Raw genomic sequence first — 18221 nt, forward strand, 5'->3', positions numbered from 1 at the left:
AAGCAAATTGCGCACATAGAAAAGGCGCTCAATGCGAGGCCGAGAAAATGTCTAGGGTTTAGGCAACCAGCGGTAATATTCGATGAATTACGCAAAGCAGCCTAATTTAGCGAGTGGTGCACTTCGGACTTGAATTCGCGGGTAAATAAAGATGAAATACAGGTACAAGATGAGGTGCCAGTATCAAACCTGCAAGGTATAAAAGATAAACAACATTGGTTAAATGTTTTTGGTAATGAAAATGATGCTAAAACACTAGCAGAGGTGTTTATTACGAGCTTGAAACAAGATCTAAACACGCTAACTGCACATGTGGATAACCAAGATATAGAAAAAATTCCCCCTGCTATTCATAAACTTAAGGGGGCTATTGTGATGTTGCAATACCCACCATTATCAAAAGTTATAGTGAGTACTGAAAATCGCTTTAATCAAGAAAAAGAGACGTTAATAGTCAGGGAATTAATTGTAGAGTTAAGCGACGTGATCGAAAAAATAAAGTTATGGTTATAATAAACTTAAATTAGATTATTTTATTTTTTCACCATATACTAAGCTGTGTATTGATATGTATCTTTAACTTTTATAATTAAGAGAGCTTTAAATGAAAGAAATCCGATCTTTTGTCAAATCTGCGTCTTTAACTGAACTTGAAAAAGCAAAACAGTTAATTGATTCAGCTATCGAGAAATATACTCAACAGCAAGAAGCTAAAAAAGAAGTACTCGATCTGTTAAAAGAAAAAGGACTTACATTAGAAGATTTACAAGATGTAGTAGGCACAGATAAGCGTACGAAAGTAAAACCTAAATACCGCATCGAATACAATGGTGAAATTATTGAATGGACAGGCCGTGGTAAACGCCCTAAAGCATTCCAAGGTGTTGACTTAACTAAGCACCTCGCTTAATTTCACCCATATGAACTTTTAGGGAAGCACATGCTTCCCTTTTTTGTCTTTATTACTGCACAAAATAATGAAATACGTACTTAGACCTTATCAGCAAGAGGCCGTACAGCGAACGGTTAGCCACTTTAAGCAATCGGACGAGGCGGCACTGATTGTATTACCAACAGGCGCGGGCAAAAGTTTAGTGATTGCTGAATTAGCACGTATTGCTAAACAGAAAATTTTAGTCTTAGCGCATGTTAAAGAGCTCGTAGAGCAAAACGCGCAAAAGTACATCAGCTTTGGTTTTGAAGCGAGTATCTTCTCTGCAGGGCTTAAACAAAAATCGCTTAAAGAACAGGTTACGTTTGCAAGTGTGCAGTCACTAGCGCGCAATACGGCGCAACTTAGTGATACGTATTCATTGCTCATTATTGATGAGTGTCATCGCGTCAGTGGGGATGATCAAAGTCAGTATGGTCAAGTGATATCCAGCCTTAAAAAACAGAACCCCCGGCTAAAAGTATTGGGGTTAACCGCGACTCCTTTTCGTATGGGAATGGGGTGGGTTTATCATCATCATTATCATGGCTTTGTAAGGGGAGATAAAGACGCACCCTTTAAAAAGTGTATTTTTGAGTTACCGCTTCGTTACATGATTAAACATGGCTATTTAACGCCGCCTCATGAAGTAGACGCAGCCATAAGCCATTATGATTTTTCATCTTTACCCAGCGATTCATTTGGACGCTATAGTGCTGAAAATATGAATGCGCTCCTCAAAGATAATACCCGCGCAACGAAGGCGATTATTGAGCAGGTTATTGACTACAGTGAGCATCGGCACGGCGTCATGATTTTTGCGGCAACAGTCATGCATGCCAAAGAAATCGTCGGCTACTTGCCAACTGACAATACCGCATTAATTACTGGTGATACAGATAACAACGAGCGCGACACTATCATCAATCAATTTAAAGCGAAAAAGTTGAAATTTTTGGTCAATGTGTCTGTACTCACCACCGGATTTGATGCGCCGCATGTCGATTTTATTGCCATTTTGCGTCCAACCGAGTCAGTCAGTTTATACCAGCAAATTGTTGGCAGGGGGCTTAGATTAAGTGAGGGGAAAAAAGAGTGCTTAGTGATTGATTACGCAGGCAATGGCTTTGACTTATTTTACCCAGAGGTGGGCAGTAAAAAAGCCCAAAGTGACAACGAACCTGTGCAAGTACTGTGTCCTGGTTGTGGCTTTGCGAATATTTTTTGGGGAAAAACAGATGCCGCAGGCAATGTCATTGAGCACTTTGGGCGTCGCTGCCAAGGTCTTCTAGACGATGATGATGGCACGCAAATACAGTGCGACTACCGTTTTAGGTTTAAAGAATGTGAGCAGTGCGGTGAGCAAAATGATATAGCAGCGAGGCAATGCCAAGCTTGCTCAGCCATGATGACAGACCCCGATGATAAGTTGCGTGAAGCCCTTAATTTAAAAGATGCGTTGGTGCTTCGCTGTAGTGGTTTATCGGCACAACTTATCGCAAATGGGCTGTTGAAAATTAGCTATTTTGATGAGGATGGTGCCAGTTGCGACGAAGTTTTTAATCTTAGCAACGACACAGGCCGTTTTATCTTTAACAAGCAATTTGGTCGGCGAGCTCAAAGGAATAGTGCCCCGATTACCTGGAAAACAGCAGAACAGGTTATTGAACAACAACATGTATTGGTCGCGCCAGATTTTGTTATTGCCCGAAAGAACAAAAAGTATGGTTGGAAAGTTGCCCAGAAACTATTTGATTATCAGGGTAATTATAGAAAAGCCAATCAATTAAAGTAATCAACGCCTGCCATATGCAGGCGTTATGTCGCGTGTTTATTCGTCAGCCATTAAACCCCAACCATCACCATAGCCGTTGTGGCTATTTGCGATGCTCTCGAGGTATTGTTCAGTTTGGCTTAATAGCGTGTGGTCAGGGACCATTTCAACACGTGTAACGACTTCCCACACCCCGGTGTCGGGACACTTTACTAACTCTGTTGCAGGCGCTAGTTCATCACTTGCAATTGCCGTTGCGAACTTTTCTGCTTCAGGTTTTTGTTCAAAAAGAATATAGAAATCTATTACTTGCATGCTGGTTAAATCAACACCAGCCGCTGCAATTTCTGCTAATAATTGACCATTTTCGTCGTCAGGGAAATGCATTTAATCGCTCATTCATTATAAATCTAGGAATTGTTAGCTATTGTAGCGAAAATAATTGGTTAACGCGCACTAATTTTAACACTTCAATTATGTCAGTGGCTATTTCACTGTGCTAGTATCATTTTGTATTTATCTGATTTATGACACTTTCAAAAAAGTAAGGATATTTTTTGTACATTCGGCATTTCTTTTTTGTCTTTTTAATTTTATTTTTTTCACTGAGTAATAATGCATTTAGTGCTGAAACGATCATCAAAGATTATAAAATTCAAGGGGTCAATGGCGACCTTGAAAAAAACGTCGCGCTTTACATTAAACCGTTAATAGATGAAAAAACGTCTAAAGCCTTGCAGCGTCATGCTAAAAGCCAAGTAAAGGCGAGCTTAAAAGCACTGGGGTATTATAAGCCTGTCGTTAAAATAAAATTTGATAACGCCGAGCAGTTGATCATCGTTGATATAGAGCGTGGGCCAGTGACACGTATATCCGACGTCGATATTACCATTAGCGGGGCCGGTAAAGCGGATCCTGAGTTTATGGTTGCTGTAGATAGTATTAGTTTAAAACCGGGTGATTTTTTAAATCACGCTAAATATGAAGCGGCAAGGAAGCGTATTGAAAGTCAACTTTTAGAGCTGGGGTATTTTGATGCTAAATGGCATGCACATACCTTGGCTGTATCTCTTAAGAAAAACAGTGCGAAAATTACCTTCAATGTTGATACCGGTCCTCGTTATCAATTTGGTGAAATAACGATAGGTAATCAAACGCCAGCTGAAAAATACATTCGATCTTTAGCTGAATTTAAGGCAGGTCAACCTTACAAATCAACAGAAGTATCCGACTACAATCTAGCGCTCTCGAGTACCCCTTATTTTACGAGTGTACGAGTCTATGCCGACATAGCAAATCGAAAAGATGGCAAGGTGCCAGTGAATGTTGATGTTTTGCACAAGCCTGCAAATAGTTACGAAGTGGGGGGAGGATTTAGTACCGACCTAGGCCCAAAAGTGCGTTTTAAATGGTCTAAACCGTGGATTACACAAGACGGACACTATCTCGAAAGCAACCTGAATGTCTCTGAAAAGCAACAAGACATATCGTTAGGTTATACTGTGCCGGTAAATGATCCAAATGATGATTTATGGCGTTTTTCAGTTGGTTATAAGCTCGAAGATAAGCTGACGAATGATGTATACAGTAAAATTTTAACAGCCCAACTGCAGCGCCAGTGGTTAACTGATGATGAGTGGGTGCGTACTGCCTTTTTAAGACGCGATAGAGAAACCTACCAAATTGGCGATGAAGAGCAAAGCTCTAAAATGCTGATGCCAGGCATTAGTTACGCGAAAAAAGACACCGAAGGTGGCACAACACCTTACGAGGGTTATCAATGGCTTATATCTGCCGAATTTGGTTTAAAAGACATGTTTTCAACGACAAATATTTTGCGACTTCAATTACAGAACGCTTGGCTTACAACCGTTGCTGATCGTCACATGATATTTTTACGTGCCAATTTGGGGGCCATGTTAGTGGATGATATTGACAATGTGCCTTTTTCACTGCGTTTCTATGCAGGGGGAGACCAAAGTGTCCGTGGTTTTGCATATCAATCAATTTCTCCTGAAGATGAAAAAGGTCGCCTTATTGGGGGGAAATACCTAGCCACTGGAACTGTTGAGTATAACTATCAATTTGCAGAACATTGGCGAGCTGCCGTCTTTGTAGACAGTGGTACAGCGACTAATGATTTTACTGATCGTGTTGAAGTAGGTGCTGGTTTTGGTTTTCGTTACTTAACGCCCGTTGGACCCGTTCGCATTGATCATGCATGGGGGCTGACAAAAGAGAGTAAAAGTACCCGTTTAAGTATTACCATAGGGCCTGAAATTTAATGAACAAGTTTAAAAAAACGACGACGATTTTATCAGCCATACTAGTCAGCGTAGGCGTCATACTTTTTTGTTTATTATTCACCGCGCCAGGAAATCACTTTATTGCATATTCAGCTAATAAATTAGTAGATGGCTTGAAGATAAATTTACCGAGCGGGCGTTTTTTGTACAATGATGCATTCGATGTCTCGTACGATAAACAAGGACTCAAGTTTTCAGCAAAACAACTAAAAATTGATTTGTACTGGTGGGGGTGTGATGGTGTTTGTGTAGACAACTTAAGTGCGCAAACAATAGATTTAAAACTTGATACACCCCCCTCTTTGGCAGAAAACCCACAACCAACCGATACAGAAATGACTGACGGTGAGCCCACCACGGCTGAGCAAATAACGTTGCCGATAAATGTCACGGTTAAACGCATTGCTGTTAATCGTTTTACCTTGGAGCATGCAAGTGCTGATGTGACGGTGAGCAAATTAAACCTGACAGCCTATGCATCACAATCTGATATCAACGTACACGCATTTACTATCGCCGATATTGCAGTTGCATTGCATGAAGTAAAAGAAGCCCCAAAAAGTGCGCCGCTGAATGAGCTGCCAGCTCTACCATCACTTGATTTTACCTTACCAATTAATGTGCAATTGCACGCATTTAAGGTCGATAAAGTTGCAATAACTCCTTTTGCAGCTGAAAGTGCGCACGTTATTAACAACATTGAACTTGAAGCGATAGCGAAAGAGAGTGAAATCAGCGTCGAGAAATTGGCTGCACGTTACATTGACTGGCAGTTGAATACCCAGTTTCATGCGCGTTTAAGGGGTGATAATAAAGTTGATGCCTCGTTGTCTGTGGTTAATTCTCAGCACCAAGCAACTCTTGGCTTAAATGGGCGTTTAGGGGATTTAAACTTAAACCTCACTACGCAGGGTCAATACCCAGCTACACTGAGTGGTCAAGTCAATCTACAACAAACGAATTACCCGTTTAGCCTAAAAGGTGGCATTGATACGTGGCTGTTAGACACAGAAGCTGCGCAATTACGTTTATCTGACCTTGCTATCAGTATGCAAGGCGATGCGGATGATTACGCCATTAATGTCAATTTAACAAGTCGGCTAGGTGCATACCCTGCGATGTTAACTGAAATGCAGGCAAATGGAGGCCTTACACGAGTCAAAATTGATCAACTAAAGCTCAGTGCTAACGACAGCCAAGCTACGGTTAACGCATCAGCAGATTGGTCTGAGGGCGTGACAAGTCAGTTTTCAGGCACGTTAAGCGATTTAAAAGCTCAGTACTTAACGGATGCCGTAAGCAGTAATTTATCTGGCAAGTTTAATGGCTCCTTCACTCTAAAAGACGAGGATTGGCAGCTAATCTTAGCAAACACAGTGATTGATGGCACAGTAAATGATATCCCTGTGAACGTCGCCTCTGACTTTAAACTCGACAGCAGCCTTCACGCGAGTTTTGATAAGCTTGAGCTTAAAAGTGGAAATAACGAAATTACACTATCGGGTCAAGTCGATGATACATGGCTTGTTGACGGTAAAATCCGCCTTGATGCAAGTGAACAAAGTGTGCTTCCTTTGCAGGGTAAAGGAAGTGCAGACCTTAAATTGCGCGGAGCACGCCTTGAACCGACAGCCAATGTGAACTTGCTCCTCAATACTTTAAGTTATCAGGATATCCAAGTTGAGGGTTTAGCGTTAAACGGGCAGTTTGATTATGCTGCGGACTGGCAAACAGAGATATCGCTTATTTTGGATTCAGCTAGTTTTGCTGAGCACAAAATTAATCAGATTGAACTTAATGCCTCAGGTGACAAAACGGATCACCATGTCGTATTTTTACTGGATGCTGATCAAGGTAAAGTGTCGTTTGATTTAGATGGAAAGTTCACAAAGAACACGTGGCAAGGGGCGTTAAGTCAAATACTTGTTACCGATAATAAAGTTCGTTTTGGAACAGATAAAGCCATTAATGTCAGTGTAAATACGCAGACGCAAGACTTTAATGTCTCGGCACACTGTTGGCAAAGTGAAAAGTCTCAGTTGTGTGTAAACACCTTGCAGCAAACAAAGCAATTGGGTCAACTTAATGCGCAACTTGGGGCGTTATCGATACCAGAGTTTAAACATTTCTTACCTGATAATCTCGATTTAACCGGCTTAGCGCAAGGTGAGTTTGTTGCCAACTGGCATAACGCAGAGCTAAAAACCCTGCGAGCTAACATAAATATGCAAGAACTAGCTGCATCACTAATCGATGGTGCGACAGTTTATAAGCTACCGATTGAGGTCTTCAGCCTGTCTGCGATAAGTGATGCAGAAACGGCGAAGCTTGAAGCGACACTCGACTCATCAGTACTTGGAAAAGTAACCTCACAAATTAATGTAGAGGATATTCAAAACCAGCAATTACTCTCGGGTGATCTGGTTATTGAAAAAATTCTACTCACGAATATACAGCCTTTTATTGGCACGTTAGAGCAGCTAAATGGTGATATTAAGGGTCAGCTGGCCTTGGCAGGTTCATTAAAAGAGCCACTCATTAATGGTGAGCTTAATGTTGACAGCATTAACTTAGAAGGAGCAACGCTTCCTGTTTCATTGCAAAACTCACAGGTGAATATCGCTTTTAATAATCAAAGTGCGACAGTGACTGGTGAGCTAAAAGACAGTGAAGGGGGAGCGCTAAAGTTATCTGGGGGTGTTGATTGGCATGCAGATTTACCCGATGTAAATTTACAATTGCAAGGCAATGAGTTCTTTGTACGTGCGCAACAAGATGTCACCTTTAAAGTGTCGCCTGAGCTCACTATGTCATTAAAAAATAATGCCTTTAACCTTGAAGGGCAGGTTGTTGTTCCGTGGGGGCGGATTGCCATTGAAGAGCTACCCGAGGGAGCTGTGCAAGTCAGTGATGATGAAGTCATTGTGGATATTGAACAACAACAAGCTGAAAAAGTTCCTTTCGATTACGCTATCAACTTAAAGGTACTGGTTGAAAGAGACGTGCGTATTGATTCATTTGGATTACAGTCAAAAGTCGAAGGGGATATTAATATCAACATGGACCAAACGACACCGATGATTGCCACCGGAGAATTAAACCTTGTTGAAGGAACCTACCGCGCTTTTGGCCAAGATTTACAAATAAGGACAGGTCAAGTCGGCTTTAGTGGCTCTATAGATAAACCGTATTTAAATATTAAAGCTATTCGCAACCCTGATAACACCGCAAATGGTGTGGTTGCGGGTATTACTTTAACCGGGAATGTGGAACAGCCATCGTTAAAAGTGTTCTCAGAGCCGGCAATGGATCAAGCACAAGCATTGGCTTACTTATTGAATGGTCAGCCACTTGACGAAGGGGACAGCTCAACCGATGCAATGTTGACGCAACTATTATTAGCGCAAGGTGTTAACCGCAGTGAAGGTGTGGTATCTAAAATTGGCGAAAGCTTTGGTTTATCGGATGTTAGCTTGAGTTCTACAGGCAGTGGCGATGATACTAAAGTTGAAATATCAGGCTATGTTACGCCCGGTATTCAAGTGAAATACAGCGTGGGGATTTTTGATTCATTGAGTGAGGTGGCAGTGCGCTATCAACTCTTATCACAACTGTATATTGAAGTGACCAGCGGTCTTAATCGCACTGTTGATATTCTGTATAAGTTTGATTGGGATTAATAACCATACCAATCCGCAATAAGACTTAATCATGTTGAGGGACTAAACCTGTCGCTGCCTGTTTTAAAAATGTCTGATTTACGACTGCATGGATGCAGAGCAATGCAGGAGCAATTGCAGTGAACACCTCAATAACGATATTTTTGACTTGTTATCAACGAGGTTATATTGCCTCAACATAGAGCACTTAATTAAGCGAATCGTATCACAGTGCGTTGGGGTATTTTTACTTGCTTAATTGTTAAGAAGTTAATAGGCTGAATTGTCAATTACTTAAAAGATAATAATAATGAAATTTAGTCTATTAACGGTATGCGTTGCTGCACTTTTAACAGGGCCTATTCACGCTGCTGATAACGTTGAAAAACGCTCAGCAGCTGAAATTATTGAAACCGCAGATGAGTCTCAATGGCGCATTGTGCAACCAAACAACGTTCTTAAACTTACTCTCCCGACGGGTGCCGCGTATATTGAGCTCAATGATGGCTTGGCGCCTTTGCACGCCAAAAATATGCGACTACTCGCCCAAGAAGGTTTTTATCAAGGGCTGAGTGTTTATCGCTTTGTTGAAGGTTTTGTCGCGCAAGGTGGTGACGCGAATGAAACAAAGTCGGTTAAAAAGGCGAAAAAAGCGCTGCCTGCTGAATTTTACTTAAAAACGGATACACCGCTGGCGATCACTGAATTAAAAGGCCCAGATGGTTACGCAGTAAAAACGGGCTTTCTAAATGGGTTCGCGGTTGCGCAAAATGAAAGTCAAACACAAACATGGCAAGTGCATTGCTCCGGCATCTTTGCAATGGCTCGTGATAACGATATTAACAGTGGTGGCACAGAATTTTATGTCACTATAGGTAATGCACAGCGCTACCTAGACCGAAATATTACAGTATTTGGGCGTGTATTAGAGGGGATGGAGCACTTTAACCAATTAATGCGAAAGCCCATTGAAGGTGCGGTATTTAATCCTATTACAGATATGCAAGTTCTGGCTGATATTACAGACACTGATACAAGCCAGTTTAAAGTAATGAAAACAGATTCAACAGCTTTTAAACAGTTAATCGATGCGCGCAAAAATCGAGTAGAAGATTGGTTCGTTGAAAGCCCACATTACATCGACGTATGTGCCATGCCTATTCCAACCGAGCGAATAATGCCAAGTAGCAGTAATACTTAATCATTTTGAGGGATTAAACCTGTCGCTACCTGTGTTAAAAGTGTCTGATTTACGACTGCATGGATGCAGGAGGTAGAGCAATGCAGGAGCAAATGCCGAGAACACCCCAATAACGACATTTTTGCCTTGTTATCAACTCGGTTTGATTGCCTCAAAACTGTTCATTTAATTGAGCGAATTGGCATAAATAAGCCATGACCACCCAATAGATTATTTGATACAATGGTTGCCCTATTGGCAAATAACTATAAGGGTATCGGGTGGTTAACCTAGGTCCGCTGTTCGGCGAATTAAAAACATGCTTACGCAAAGATCAATTCATCCTCAAAAAACGCCTGCATGGCATCAAAAAAATAAACGATGAAACAAAGCAAGCGAACATAGCGCAAAAAATCGCGGATGATATTGCTCGCTCACAGCAATTGCGTGTTCAACGTATAGCGGCATTACCAACAGTAACCTATCCAGAGCAACTTCCTGTTAGCCAAAAGAAAGAGGATATTAAGCTGGCGATTGCCAACAACCAAGTGGTGATCATTGCAGGTGAAACTGGCTCGGGTAAAACAACACAAATTCCAAAAATGTGCTTAGAGCTTGGTCGTGGGGTAGAGGGCTACATAGGGCATACTCAACCAAGGCGTTTGGCAGCTCGCAGCGTTGCTAACCGTATTGCTGAAGAGATGCAATGTGAGCTTGGTCAGCAAGTCGGTTTTAAAATTCGTTTTAGTGATCAGGTCTCAGATAACAGTTATATAAAATTGATGACCGATGGTATTTTGCTGGCTGAAATTCAGCAAGACCGCTTTTTAAATCAATATGATACGATTATTATCGATGAAGCCCATGAGCGTAGCCTAAATATCGATTTTATTTTGGGCTATTTAAAGAATTTATTGCCAAAACGCCCCGATCTAAAAGTCATTATTACCTCAGCAACCATCGATCCAGAGCGATTTTCTCAGCATTTTGATGACGCCCCGATTATTGAAGTGTCAGGACGCACTTTCCCTGTAGAAGTACGTTATCGCCCAACTACAGAGATTAATAAAGAAGAGATGGAAGCCGATGGTGACCAACTGCAAGGTATTTTTGATGCCGTTGACGAGCTGTGTGACGAAGGACCCGGTGACATTCTTATCTTTATGAATGGTGAGCGTGAAATACGCGACACTGCCGATGCGCTTTCTAAACGCAACTTAAAAGGCGCAGATATCCTGCCACTCTATTCGCGTTTATCAAATGCCGAGCAAAATCGTATTTTTGCACCGCATTCACGTCGCCACATCATTTTAGCCACAAATGTGGCAGAAACCTCGTTAACCGTGCCCGGTATTCGGTATGTTATTGACCCAGGCACCGCGCGAATTAGCCGTTACAGCTACCGTACAAAAGTACAACGCTTACCAATAGAGCCAATTTCACAAGCCAGTGCCAATCAGCGTAAAGGCCGTTGTGGTCGTATCGAAGCGGGTATTTGTATTCGTTTATACAGCGAAGATGATTTTAATTCGCGTCCAGAATTTACTGACCCTGAAATTCTACGTACTAACTTAGCGTCGGTTATTTTGCAAATGCTAGGCCTTGGGCTGGGCGATATGCAACAATTTCCGTTTGTACAAGCGCCAGACAGTCGTAACATCAATGATGGTTTAACGTTACTCGAAGAGCTTGAGGCGGTTAAACCTGCTAAGCGCCATAAGCAAACTGAGCTGACTAAATCAGGACGTAGTTTAAGTCGTTTACCCGTCGACCCGCGTTTAGCCAAAATGGTGCTAACCGCAGACAGCCTTGGGGCATTGCGTGAAGTCATTATTATTGTTGCTGCGCTTTCGATTCAAGACCCTCGTGAGCGACCCCAAGAAAAGCGGGGGGCAGCTGATGAAAAACATGGCCGATTTGATGATCCAGATTCAGACTTTATCGCATTTTTAAATCTGTGGAATTATCTTGAAGAGCAACAAAGTGAGTTAAGCAATAGCCAGTTTAGAAAACTGTGTCAAAAAGACTTTTTAGCTTATATGCGTATTCGAGAATGGCAAGATATCGTTTATCAACTGTCGACCGTGTGTAATGAAATGGGCATGAAAGCAACAACTAACGTAGCCGACAGCGACCGAATTCATCAGTCACTCTTAAGCGGGATGTTGAGCCACATTGGTTTTAAAGACGAAAAACAAATTTACAAAGGCGCACGTAATAGTCAGTTCCATATTTTTCCGGGCTCAGGATTATTTAAAAAGAGCCCTAAATGGATTATGGCTGCGGAGCTGGTGGAGACAAGTAAACTCTACGCTCGTATAAATGCCCGTATCGACCTTAAATGGGTTGAAGGTTTTGCTCAACATTTAGTGAAGCGCAGCTACAGCGAGCCTCATTGGGAGAAAAAACCGGGTGCTGTTATCGCCTTCGAGCAGCAAACTTTATACGGCCTGCTTATTGTTAATAAGCGTCGTTGTGTATACAGCAAAATTGATCCTAAAGTGAGCCGAGAGTTGTTTATTCGTGGCGCTTTGGTAGAACAAGAGCTTGGTCAGAATGAAGGCTTTTTACAGTATAACCAAGAGCTTATTGATGATATTCAAGTGCTTGAGAATAAGTCTCGTCGTCGCGATATCTTAGTGGATGAGCAAACACTGTATGAGTTTTACGACAAAAAAATTCCTGCTGATATCAACAATCGTGCGGCATTTAACGCCTGGTGGAAGCAACAAAAACAAAAAGATAAACGCTTTTTGCACATGTCACGTGAAGCGTTAATGCAGCATGGTGCTGATCATGTCACCGAATTTGATTACCCAGATACATGGCAACAAGAAAACTTACTCTTGCCGCTGACGTACCATTTTGATCCAGGGCAAGCTGTTGATGGTGTTGCGGTTCAAATTCCGGTTGCATTACTTAATCAAGTACAAGAAACCGGCTTTGATTGGCATATTCCTGCGTTTAGGCATGAGTTGATTTGCGCATTAATTAAGTCATTACCAAAAACACTACGCCGTAATTTTGTTCCAGCTCCGAACTACGCCGATGCTGTATTAGCGGCAATTGAGCCTATGCAAGGCAATTTAATTGACGCCATAAGCACTCGTTTGCTGCGTATGACAGGGGTACGTGTTGAGCCAGACGCTTGGGATTACTCAACGTTGGCCCCTCATTTGCGTTTGCAGTTTGAAGTTCGCGATGAGCACGATAAGTTACTTGCACGAGGTCTAAATTTGGCTAAGCTGAAAGCTCAGCTTCAGGGCAAAGTCACCGATACCTTATCAAAAGTGGCTGATAAAGGCATAGAAAAAGCCGACTTAACACAGTGGAGCTTTGGTGAGTTACCAGCTTCCTATGTTAAAAAGCAAGGTCAGTATGAAATAAAAGCGTTTCCAGCTTTAGTCGATAAAAAAGACTCCGCTGCGGTTGAGTTATTTGATAACGAACAAAAAGCACAGCAGGCGCACCAACAGGGCTTACGTCGTTTAGTGCTTTTAAATGTACCGTCACCGATTAAGTATTTGCAGCAAAATTTACCTAATAAATCTAAGCTTGGGTTGTATTTTAACCCCTTTGGTAAAGTGAATGATTTGATTGATGATTGTATTGCTGCAGGTGTTGATAGTTTATTGATAAAGTACGGCAACATTCGTACTCAGCAAGCATTTGAGCAGGCTAAAGAGCAAATTCGTGGTGAGTTGGGCGATACGGTGGTCGACATAGCAACGCAAGTTGAGCAAGTGCTCAGCATTGCTCACAGTCTTAATAAGCGTATGAAAGGGCGCGTAGATTTAACCATGATCACTGCTCATGGTGATATTAAATCACAATTACAAAGCCTCGTTTTTAAAGGGTTTGTAAGTCAGCACGGCGCGGCAAAAATGGCGGATTTAATTCGTTATTTAAAAGCGATTGAACGTCGTCTAGAAAAACTCCCTGTTGATCCTAATCGAGATCGTTTATGTGTACTTGAACTAGAAAAAGTGGCTGAACAGTATCAAAAACTGGCGAATAAAATTCCCAAAGGAATGCCCGTACCTGATGAAATCAGGTCTATTTTTTGGATGCAGCAGGAATTACGTGTTTCTTTATTTGCACAAACACTAGGGACACCTTATCCTGTATCTGCAAAGCGTGTTTTAAACGCAATCAAAGAATGTGAGTTATAATTCAGTAAAGGTATGCGCAATGAAACAGAGAATTCATTGCGCTTGAATTAGTAACACAAATGCTAAAAGGAGATTATGTGGGCATAGAAAAGGATAAACCGATTGCAGTTCCAGCAGACACTTCACGTCGAGTACGACCAGAAATTTTGGTTGTTGACGATGAATATTTTAACTTCGAAATGCTCAAAGCAACCTTAAGCAATGAGTTTTCGTTAAGCTATGCAGATTCAGGAACATCGTGTTTGGCATCGGCTATTGCAAACCCTCCCAATGCCATTTTATTAGATGTGTGTATGCCTGGTCTTGATGGTTATGACACGTGTCGGTTATTAAAAAACACCCCGGAAACAGAAAATATCCCCGTTGTTATGGTATCTGGCTTAGAATCTGAACTTGAGCAAAAAGCAGGATTTGATGCTGGATGTGACGCCTATGTAGTGAAACCATTTTCTGTAAAAACACTCATAGAAAAAATAAAAGCACTTGTGTAAGGAGGCGTCATGTTTCATGAGGAAAAGCGCGATTTTCGCCGCATGCAAATTCATACCCCCGCAAAGTTAATACCTTTAGAGGGCGAAAATAGTCACACCGAAATAGTCGTTACATGCACTGATTTAAGTGCAACAGGCTTAGCAATATGTTGTGATGAAGTATTAGAAATTGGCAGTGTTTACCGAGTGGTGATTGCCTCTACGAGCACAGCAATCACCTCGTTTGATGCAACAGTTAAAGTTATTAGAGCAACCAAGGAGCAAGATGGCTCCTTGAGTGCAGGACTTGAAATTGTTCACTTTAACTAGGTTTTAGCTGTTTTAGTACACTTTACAGATAAGGCCTTTTAGGTAAAAACCTTCGGGGTAGCTGCCAGCAATAGGGTGGTCGGCAGCTTGGTTTAATCGTTCCATAATCAGTAAATCTTTACCTGCATCTAGCGCTGCATCGGCAACCACTTTTTGAAATAAGTTTTGTTCCATTAAGCCAGAGCACGAGAACGTTAATAAGGTGCCACCGGGCTTTAGTATTTGCATCGCAATCATATTAATATCTTTATAGCCGCGACATGCGCCGGTCAGCTGTGCTTTATTGTCTGCAAATTTAGGCGGGTCCATCACGATGGTATCAAACAGCTTGCCTTCATCACGGTATTGACGCAGTAACTTAAAGACGTCTTGCTTAACAAAGTCGACTTTATTCAAATCTAGGTTGTTGTGCTCCACATTGCGTCTGGCGGTATCGAGCGCAGGTTGTGATACATCCACATTGGTTACATGCTGACAGCCGCCACGTAATGCGTACAGCGAAAATGTGCCAGTATAACTGAAGCAGTTAAGCACTGTTTTATCTTTAGAGAAGCGCTCTAGAGCCGCACGACTATCACGTTGGTCTAAATAAAAGCCTGTTTTATGGCCTTCTATAATATCGACTTCTAGCTTTAGGCCGTTTTCTTCAATTAATACGGGCTCTGTCGGTGCATTACCCCACAGAACACCTTTGATTGGATCTAACCCTTCTTTTGTTCGCACGTCGACATCAGAGCGCTCGTAGATATCGCAGCCAGGAAAAATAGCCATTAGTGCCGCGACTATTTCGCCCTTATGGCGCTCTGCACCTGCACTGAGTAACTGACATACTAATACGTTATCAAACTTGTCGATTGTGATACCCGGTAAGTAATCAGACTCCGCAGCACTTAAACGAAAGCCTGTTAAGCCTCCCTCGCTGATCACTTGCTGGCGTGCATCGTACGCACGGCGAAGACGCTTTTCGAAGAATGCTTGATCAATCACTTCGTTTTGGTCAAAGCTCCAGACACGTGCGCGTATTTGTGACTCTGGGCTGTAAGCTGCAATGGCGAGAAACTTACCGTCATTATCATAAATAGTAACCGTATCACCTAGTCCTGGTTTACCTTTTACTTTTTTAATGGCTTTAGAGAACACCCAAGGGTGTTTTCTTTTTAATGATTTTTCTCGTCCAGCTTGTAGGTAAATAGCAGATGACATAGGGATTCTCGCGTCAAACAAAAGGGGGCATAGTTTAATGAAGCACTGGCAAACATACAATGAATGTTTTGAACAAATCCAGTAACCACGTTAAAGTAAGCATAATTTCAATCAGTTAATGGTAACAGCCGCTTTATGCAGTCAAAAATAGACTTTGCAGAACTTGAAACCCAGTGTCGAGATTTTATTTTATCTTTACTTCATGCCGATGTGGCACACGACATCAGCCACATTGAGCGAGTGGTGAGGGTTGCAAAACAGCTGTGCACTGCAGAAGAGGCTAATATGGCAGTTGTGTTACCCGCAGCCTGGTTACATGATTGCGTTGCGGTTGCTAAAAACCACCCTGATAGAGCGAAAGCGTCAACAATGGCTGCAGATAAAGCGTTGAGTTTTTTATCATCCATTAATTACCCTGAGCAATACTTTGCCGCAATTCATCACGCCATTGTTGCACATAGTTTTAGCGCTAACATCGCAGTACAAAGTGTTGAAGCACAAATAGTCCAAGACGCTGATCGAATGGATGCATTAGGGGCTATTGGGGTAAGTCGCTGCATGAAAGTGGGTGGCTCGATAGGGCGTTACCTTTACCATAAAGACGATCCATTCTGTTTACATCGTGAGCCTGATGACACTAAATACACGCTTGATCACTTTTTTATTAAACTATTACATATCGCCCAAAGTATGAATACTCCCTCGGCGAAAGATGAAGCAAAAAGACGAACAGAGTATATGTTGGCCTTTCTAGAGCAACTTAAATCTGAGATTGGTGAGTAACCATGGGTGTACCTTTATTAAACGGGGTTGATCACTGCCATTTAAATGTTGATGATTTGGCGCGGGCAGTGACATGGTACCGTGATGTGTTGGGTTTTTCTGTGGTTCCTGAGCTTGCTTTTTGGGATGAAGGTAAAGGTCCATTAACCCTTGAAGATCAGGCAAAAACAATCCGTCTCGCATTATTTGAAGCGCCCGGTAATAGTAAAGGGATCGCTTTTAGTGTAAACGCAGCGCAATTTTTAGCGTGGCTTGAGCATTTAGCTCAATTTAATATAAAAACGGTGATTGCCGATCATGGCGTGACTTATTCTATGTATTTTAAAGACTGTGCTGGCAACAGTCATGAAATTACCTCTCATGATTATGAGCAAATTAAAAAGGGCCTTGAGTAAGGCCCCTTTTAATGGGTATAAACTAGCGAGAGTAAGTGTTTTTAATCTCGATAATTGCGTCGATTTGGCCAATGAATAAACCGACGAGTTGGGGATCAAAGTGTTTGCCTGATTCGGCTTGTAGCAGCTCTACTGCTTTTTCAACTGGCCACGCATCTTTGTATGGGCGCACAGAGGTGAGTGCATCAAATACATCAGCAATACTGACGATACGACCTTCAATGCTGATCTCTTCTCCTTTTAAACCAAGAGGGTAACCCGTACCATCCCACTTTTCATGATGCTCCAGTGCAAGCTTATGAGCGAGCTGTAATAGGGGAGAGCTTGAATTTTCGAGTATTTTTGCACCAATGACAGCATGTTGCTTCATATGCTCAAACTCGTTGGCATCTAAACGGCCGGGTTTTAAAAGTACCGAATCAGGTATGCCTATTTTGCCAACATCATGCATAGGGGCGGCTTGTTTCAACTGTTCAGCTTGGTATTCAGTCATACCATAAGCTAACGCGAGTACTTTGCTGTAGCGACTCATACGGGCGATATGCTCACCTGTATCTGTGTCTTTATATTCTGCCGCTCGGCCTAAGCGATTAATTAAATCGATATGGGCTAATTGTAATTGCTCGGCCTGCACTAGCGATAAATGTGTTTTCACTCGGGCTCGCACAATAGCAGGGCTGATGGGTTTGGTTATATAATCAACAGCACCAAGTGAAAAGCCTTCGGACTCATCTTGTTCATGGGACAGTGCCGTGACAAATATCACGGGAATATGAGCTGTTTCAGGGTTCGCTTTTAAAATTTTACATACCTCGAAGCCATTCATATCTGGCATCATGACATCCAGTAAAATTAGTTTTGGAGGTTCATTTTCAATGAGCTGCAGAGCTAAATCACCCGATTTAGCAAATGATAACCGATAGTCATTTGCAAGAACTTCACGCATGACCTTAAGATTTGCGGGCTCATCATCAACGACAAGAATTCTTGCTCGATCAGTAATTTGACTCATGACTGC

At 42.0% G+C, this 18221-nt stretch carries 14 protein-coding genes and 1 pseudogene; 12 read left to right on the plus strand and 3 right to left on the minus strand.

The window, feature by feature from the left end; all coding sequences use genetic code 11:
- The 4 genes and pseudogenes from JIG41_RS18700 to JIG41_RS18715 form a co-directional block, all read left to right on the plus strand.
- Positions 1-105: pseudogene (locus JIG41_RS18700) on the plus strand (IS30 family transposase); the annotation flags it as partial.
- Positions 106-129: 24 nt separating this feature from the next.
- Entirely contained in the window at positions 130-513 is a 384-nt protein-coding gene (locus JIG41_RS18705; RefSeq protein WP_199525250.1) for an Hpt domain-containing protein, read from the plus strand.
- Positions 514-604: 91 nt separating this feature from the next.
- The gene (locus tag JIG41_RS18710; RefSeq protein ID WP_036969446.1) at positions 605-910 is read left to right on the plus strand and encodes an H-NS family nucleoid-associated regulatory protein; all 306 of its coding nucleotides are present in this window, start codon (positions 605-607) and stop codon (positions 908-910) included.
- A 67-nt stretch (positions 911-977) separates the two neighbouring features.
- A complete protein-coding gene (locus tag JIG41_RS18715; protein WP_199525251.1) occupies positions 978-2726 on the plus strand; it encodes a DEAD/DEAH box helicase in 1749 nt (582 codons plus the stop codon).
- 36 nt (positions 2727-2762) lie between these two features.
- Here JIG41_RS18715 and JIG41_RS18720 read toward each other — a convergent pair whose 3' ends face one another.
- Positions 2763-3092 (minus strand): ribonuclease E inhibitor RraB, encoded by a 330-nt coding sequence (locus tag JIG41_RS18720; RefSeq protein ID WP_036969441.1) that lies wholly within the window; start codon positions 3090-3092, stop codon positions 2763-2765.
- A 170-nt stretch (positions 3093-3262) separates the two neighbouring features.
- Here JIG41_RS18720 and JIG41_RS18725 point away from each other — a divergent pair, with 170 nt between their 5' ends.
- From JIG41_RS18725 to JIG41_RS18750, 6 genes are all read left to right on the plus strand, one after another.
- Entirely contained in the window at positions 3263-4990 is a 1728-nt protein-coding gene (locus tag JIG41_RS18725; protein WP_065979370.1) for an autotransporter assembly complex family protein, read from the plus strand.
- The gene (locus JIG41_RS18730; protein ID WP_199525252.1) at positions 4990-8691 is read left to right on the plus strand and encodes a translocation/assembly module TamB domain-containing protein; all 3702 of its coding nucleotides are present in this window, start codon (positions 4990-4992) and stop codon (positions 8689-8691) included. The genes JIG41_RS18725 and JIG41_RS18730 overlap by 1 nt, the downstream gene beginning before the upstream one ends.
- A gap of 289 nt (positions 8692-8980) precedes the next feature.
- Entirely contained in the window at positions 8981-9871 is an 891-nt protein-coding gene (locus JIG41_RS18735; protein ID WP_199525253.1) for a peptidylprolyl isomerase, read from the plus strand.
- A gap of 260 nt (positions 9872-10131) precedes the next feature.
- Complete coding sequence (gene hrpA / locus JIG41_RS18740) at positions 10132-14022, plus strand: ATP-dependent RNA helicase HrpA (protein WP_199525254.1); 3891 nt, start codon at positions 10132-10134, stop codon at positions 14020-14022.
- Between the two features lie 83 nt (positions 14023-14105).
- Positions 14106-14513, plus strand: a complete 408-nt coding sequence (locus JIG41_RS18745; RefSeq protein ID WP_256213682.1) for a two-component system response regulator — start codon at positions 14106-14108, stop codon at positions 14511-14513.
- Between the two features lie 9 nt (positions 14514-14522).
- Positions 14523-14822, plus strand: coding sequence for a PilZ domain-containing protein (locus JIG41_RS18750; RefSeq protein ID WP_036969429.1), 300 nt, complete (start codon positions 14523-14525; stop codon positions 14820-14822).
- Positions 14823-14834: 12 nt separating this feature from the next.
- Here JIG41_RS18750 and JIG41_RS18755 read toward each other — a convergent pair whose 3' ends face one another.
- Complete coding sequence (locus JIG41_RS18755) at positions 14835-16025, minus strand: class I SAM-dependent methyltransferase (RefSeq protein WP_036969427.1); 1191 nt, start codon at positions 16023-16025, stop codon at positions 14835-14837.
- A gap of 135 nt (positions 16026-16160) precedes the next feature.
- On the opposite strand from JIG41_RS18755, the gene JIG41_RS18760 reads away from it, so the two are divergent.
- Together JIG41_RS18760 and JIG41_RS18765 are read left to right on the plus strand one after the other, a co-directional pair.
- A complete protein-coding gene (locus JIG41_RS18760) occupies positions 16161-16808 on the plus strand; it encodes an HD domain-containing protein (RefSeq protein WP_036969424.1) in 648 nt (215 codons plus the stop codon).
- 2 nt (positions 16809-16810) lie between these two features.
- On the plus strand, positions 16811-17203 hold the full coding sequence (locus tag JIG41_RS18765; RefSeq protein ID WP_065979366.1) for a VOC family protein: 393 nt from the start codon (positions 16811-16813) through the stop codon (positions 17201-17203).
- A 22-nt stretch (positions 17204-17225) separates the two neighbouring features.
- On the opposite strand, the gene JIG41_RS18770 is transcribed toward JIG41_RS18765, so the two are convergent.
- Entirely contained in the window at positions 17226-18215 is a 990-nt protein-coding gene (locus tag JIG41_RS18770; RefSeq protein ID WP_199525255.1) for a two-component system response regulator, read from the minus strand.
- Between the last annotated feature and the right edge of the window lie 6 nt (positions 18216-18221).

It is taken from the genome of Pseudoalteromonas sp. bablab_jr011 (genome assembly GCF_016464045.1).
In the GTDB taxonomy this organism is placed as follows: domain Bacteria; phylum Pseudomonadota; class Gammaproteobacteria; order Enterobacterales; family Alteromonadaceae; genus Pseudoalteromonas; species Pseudoalteromonas lipolytica.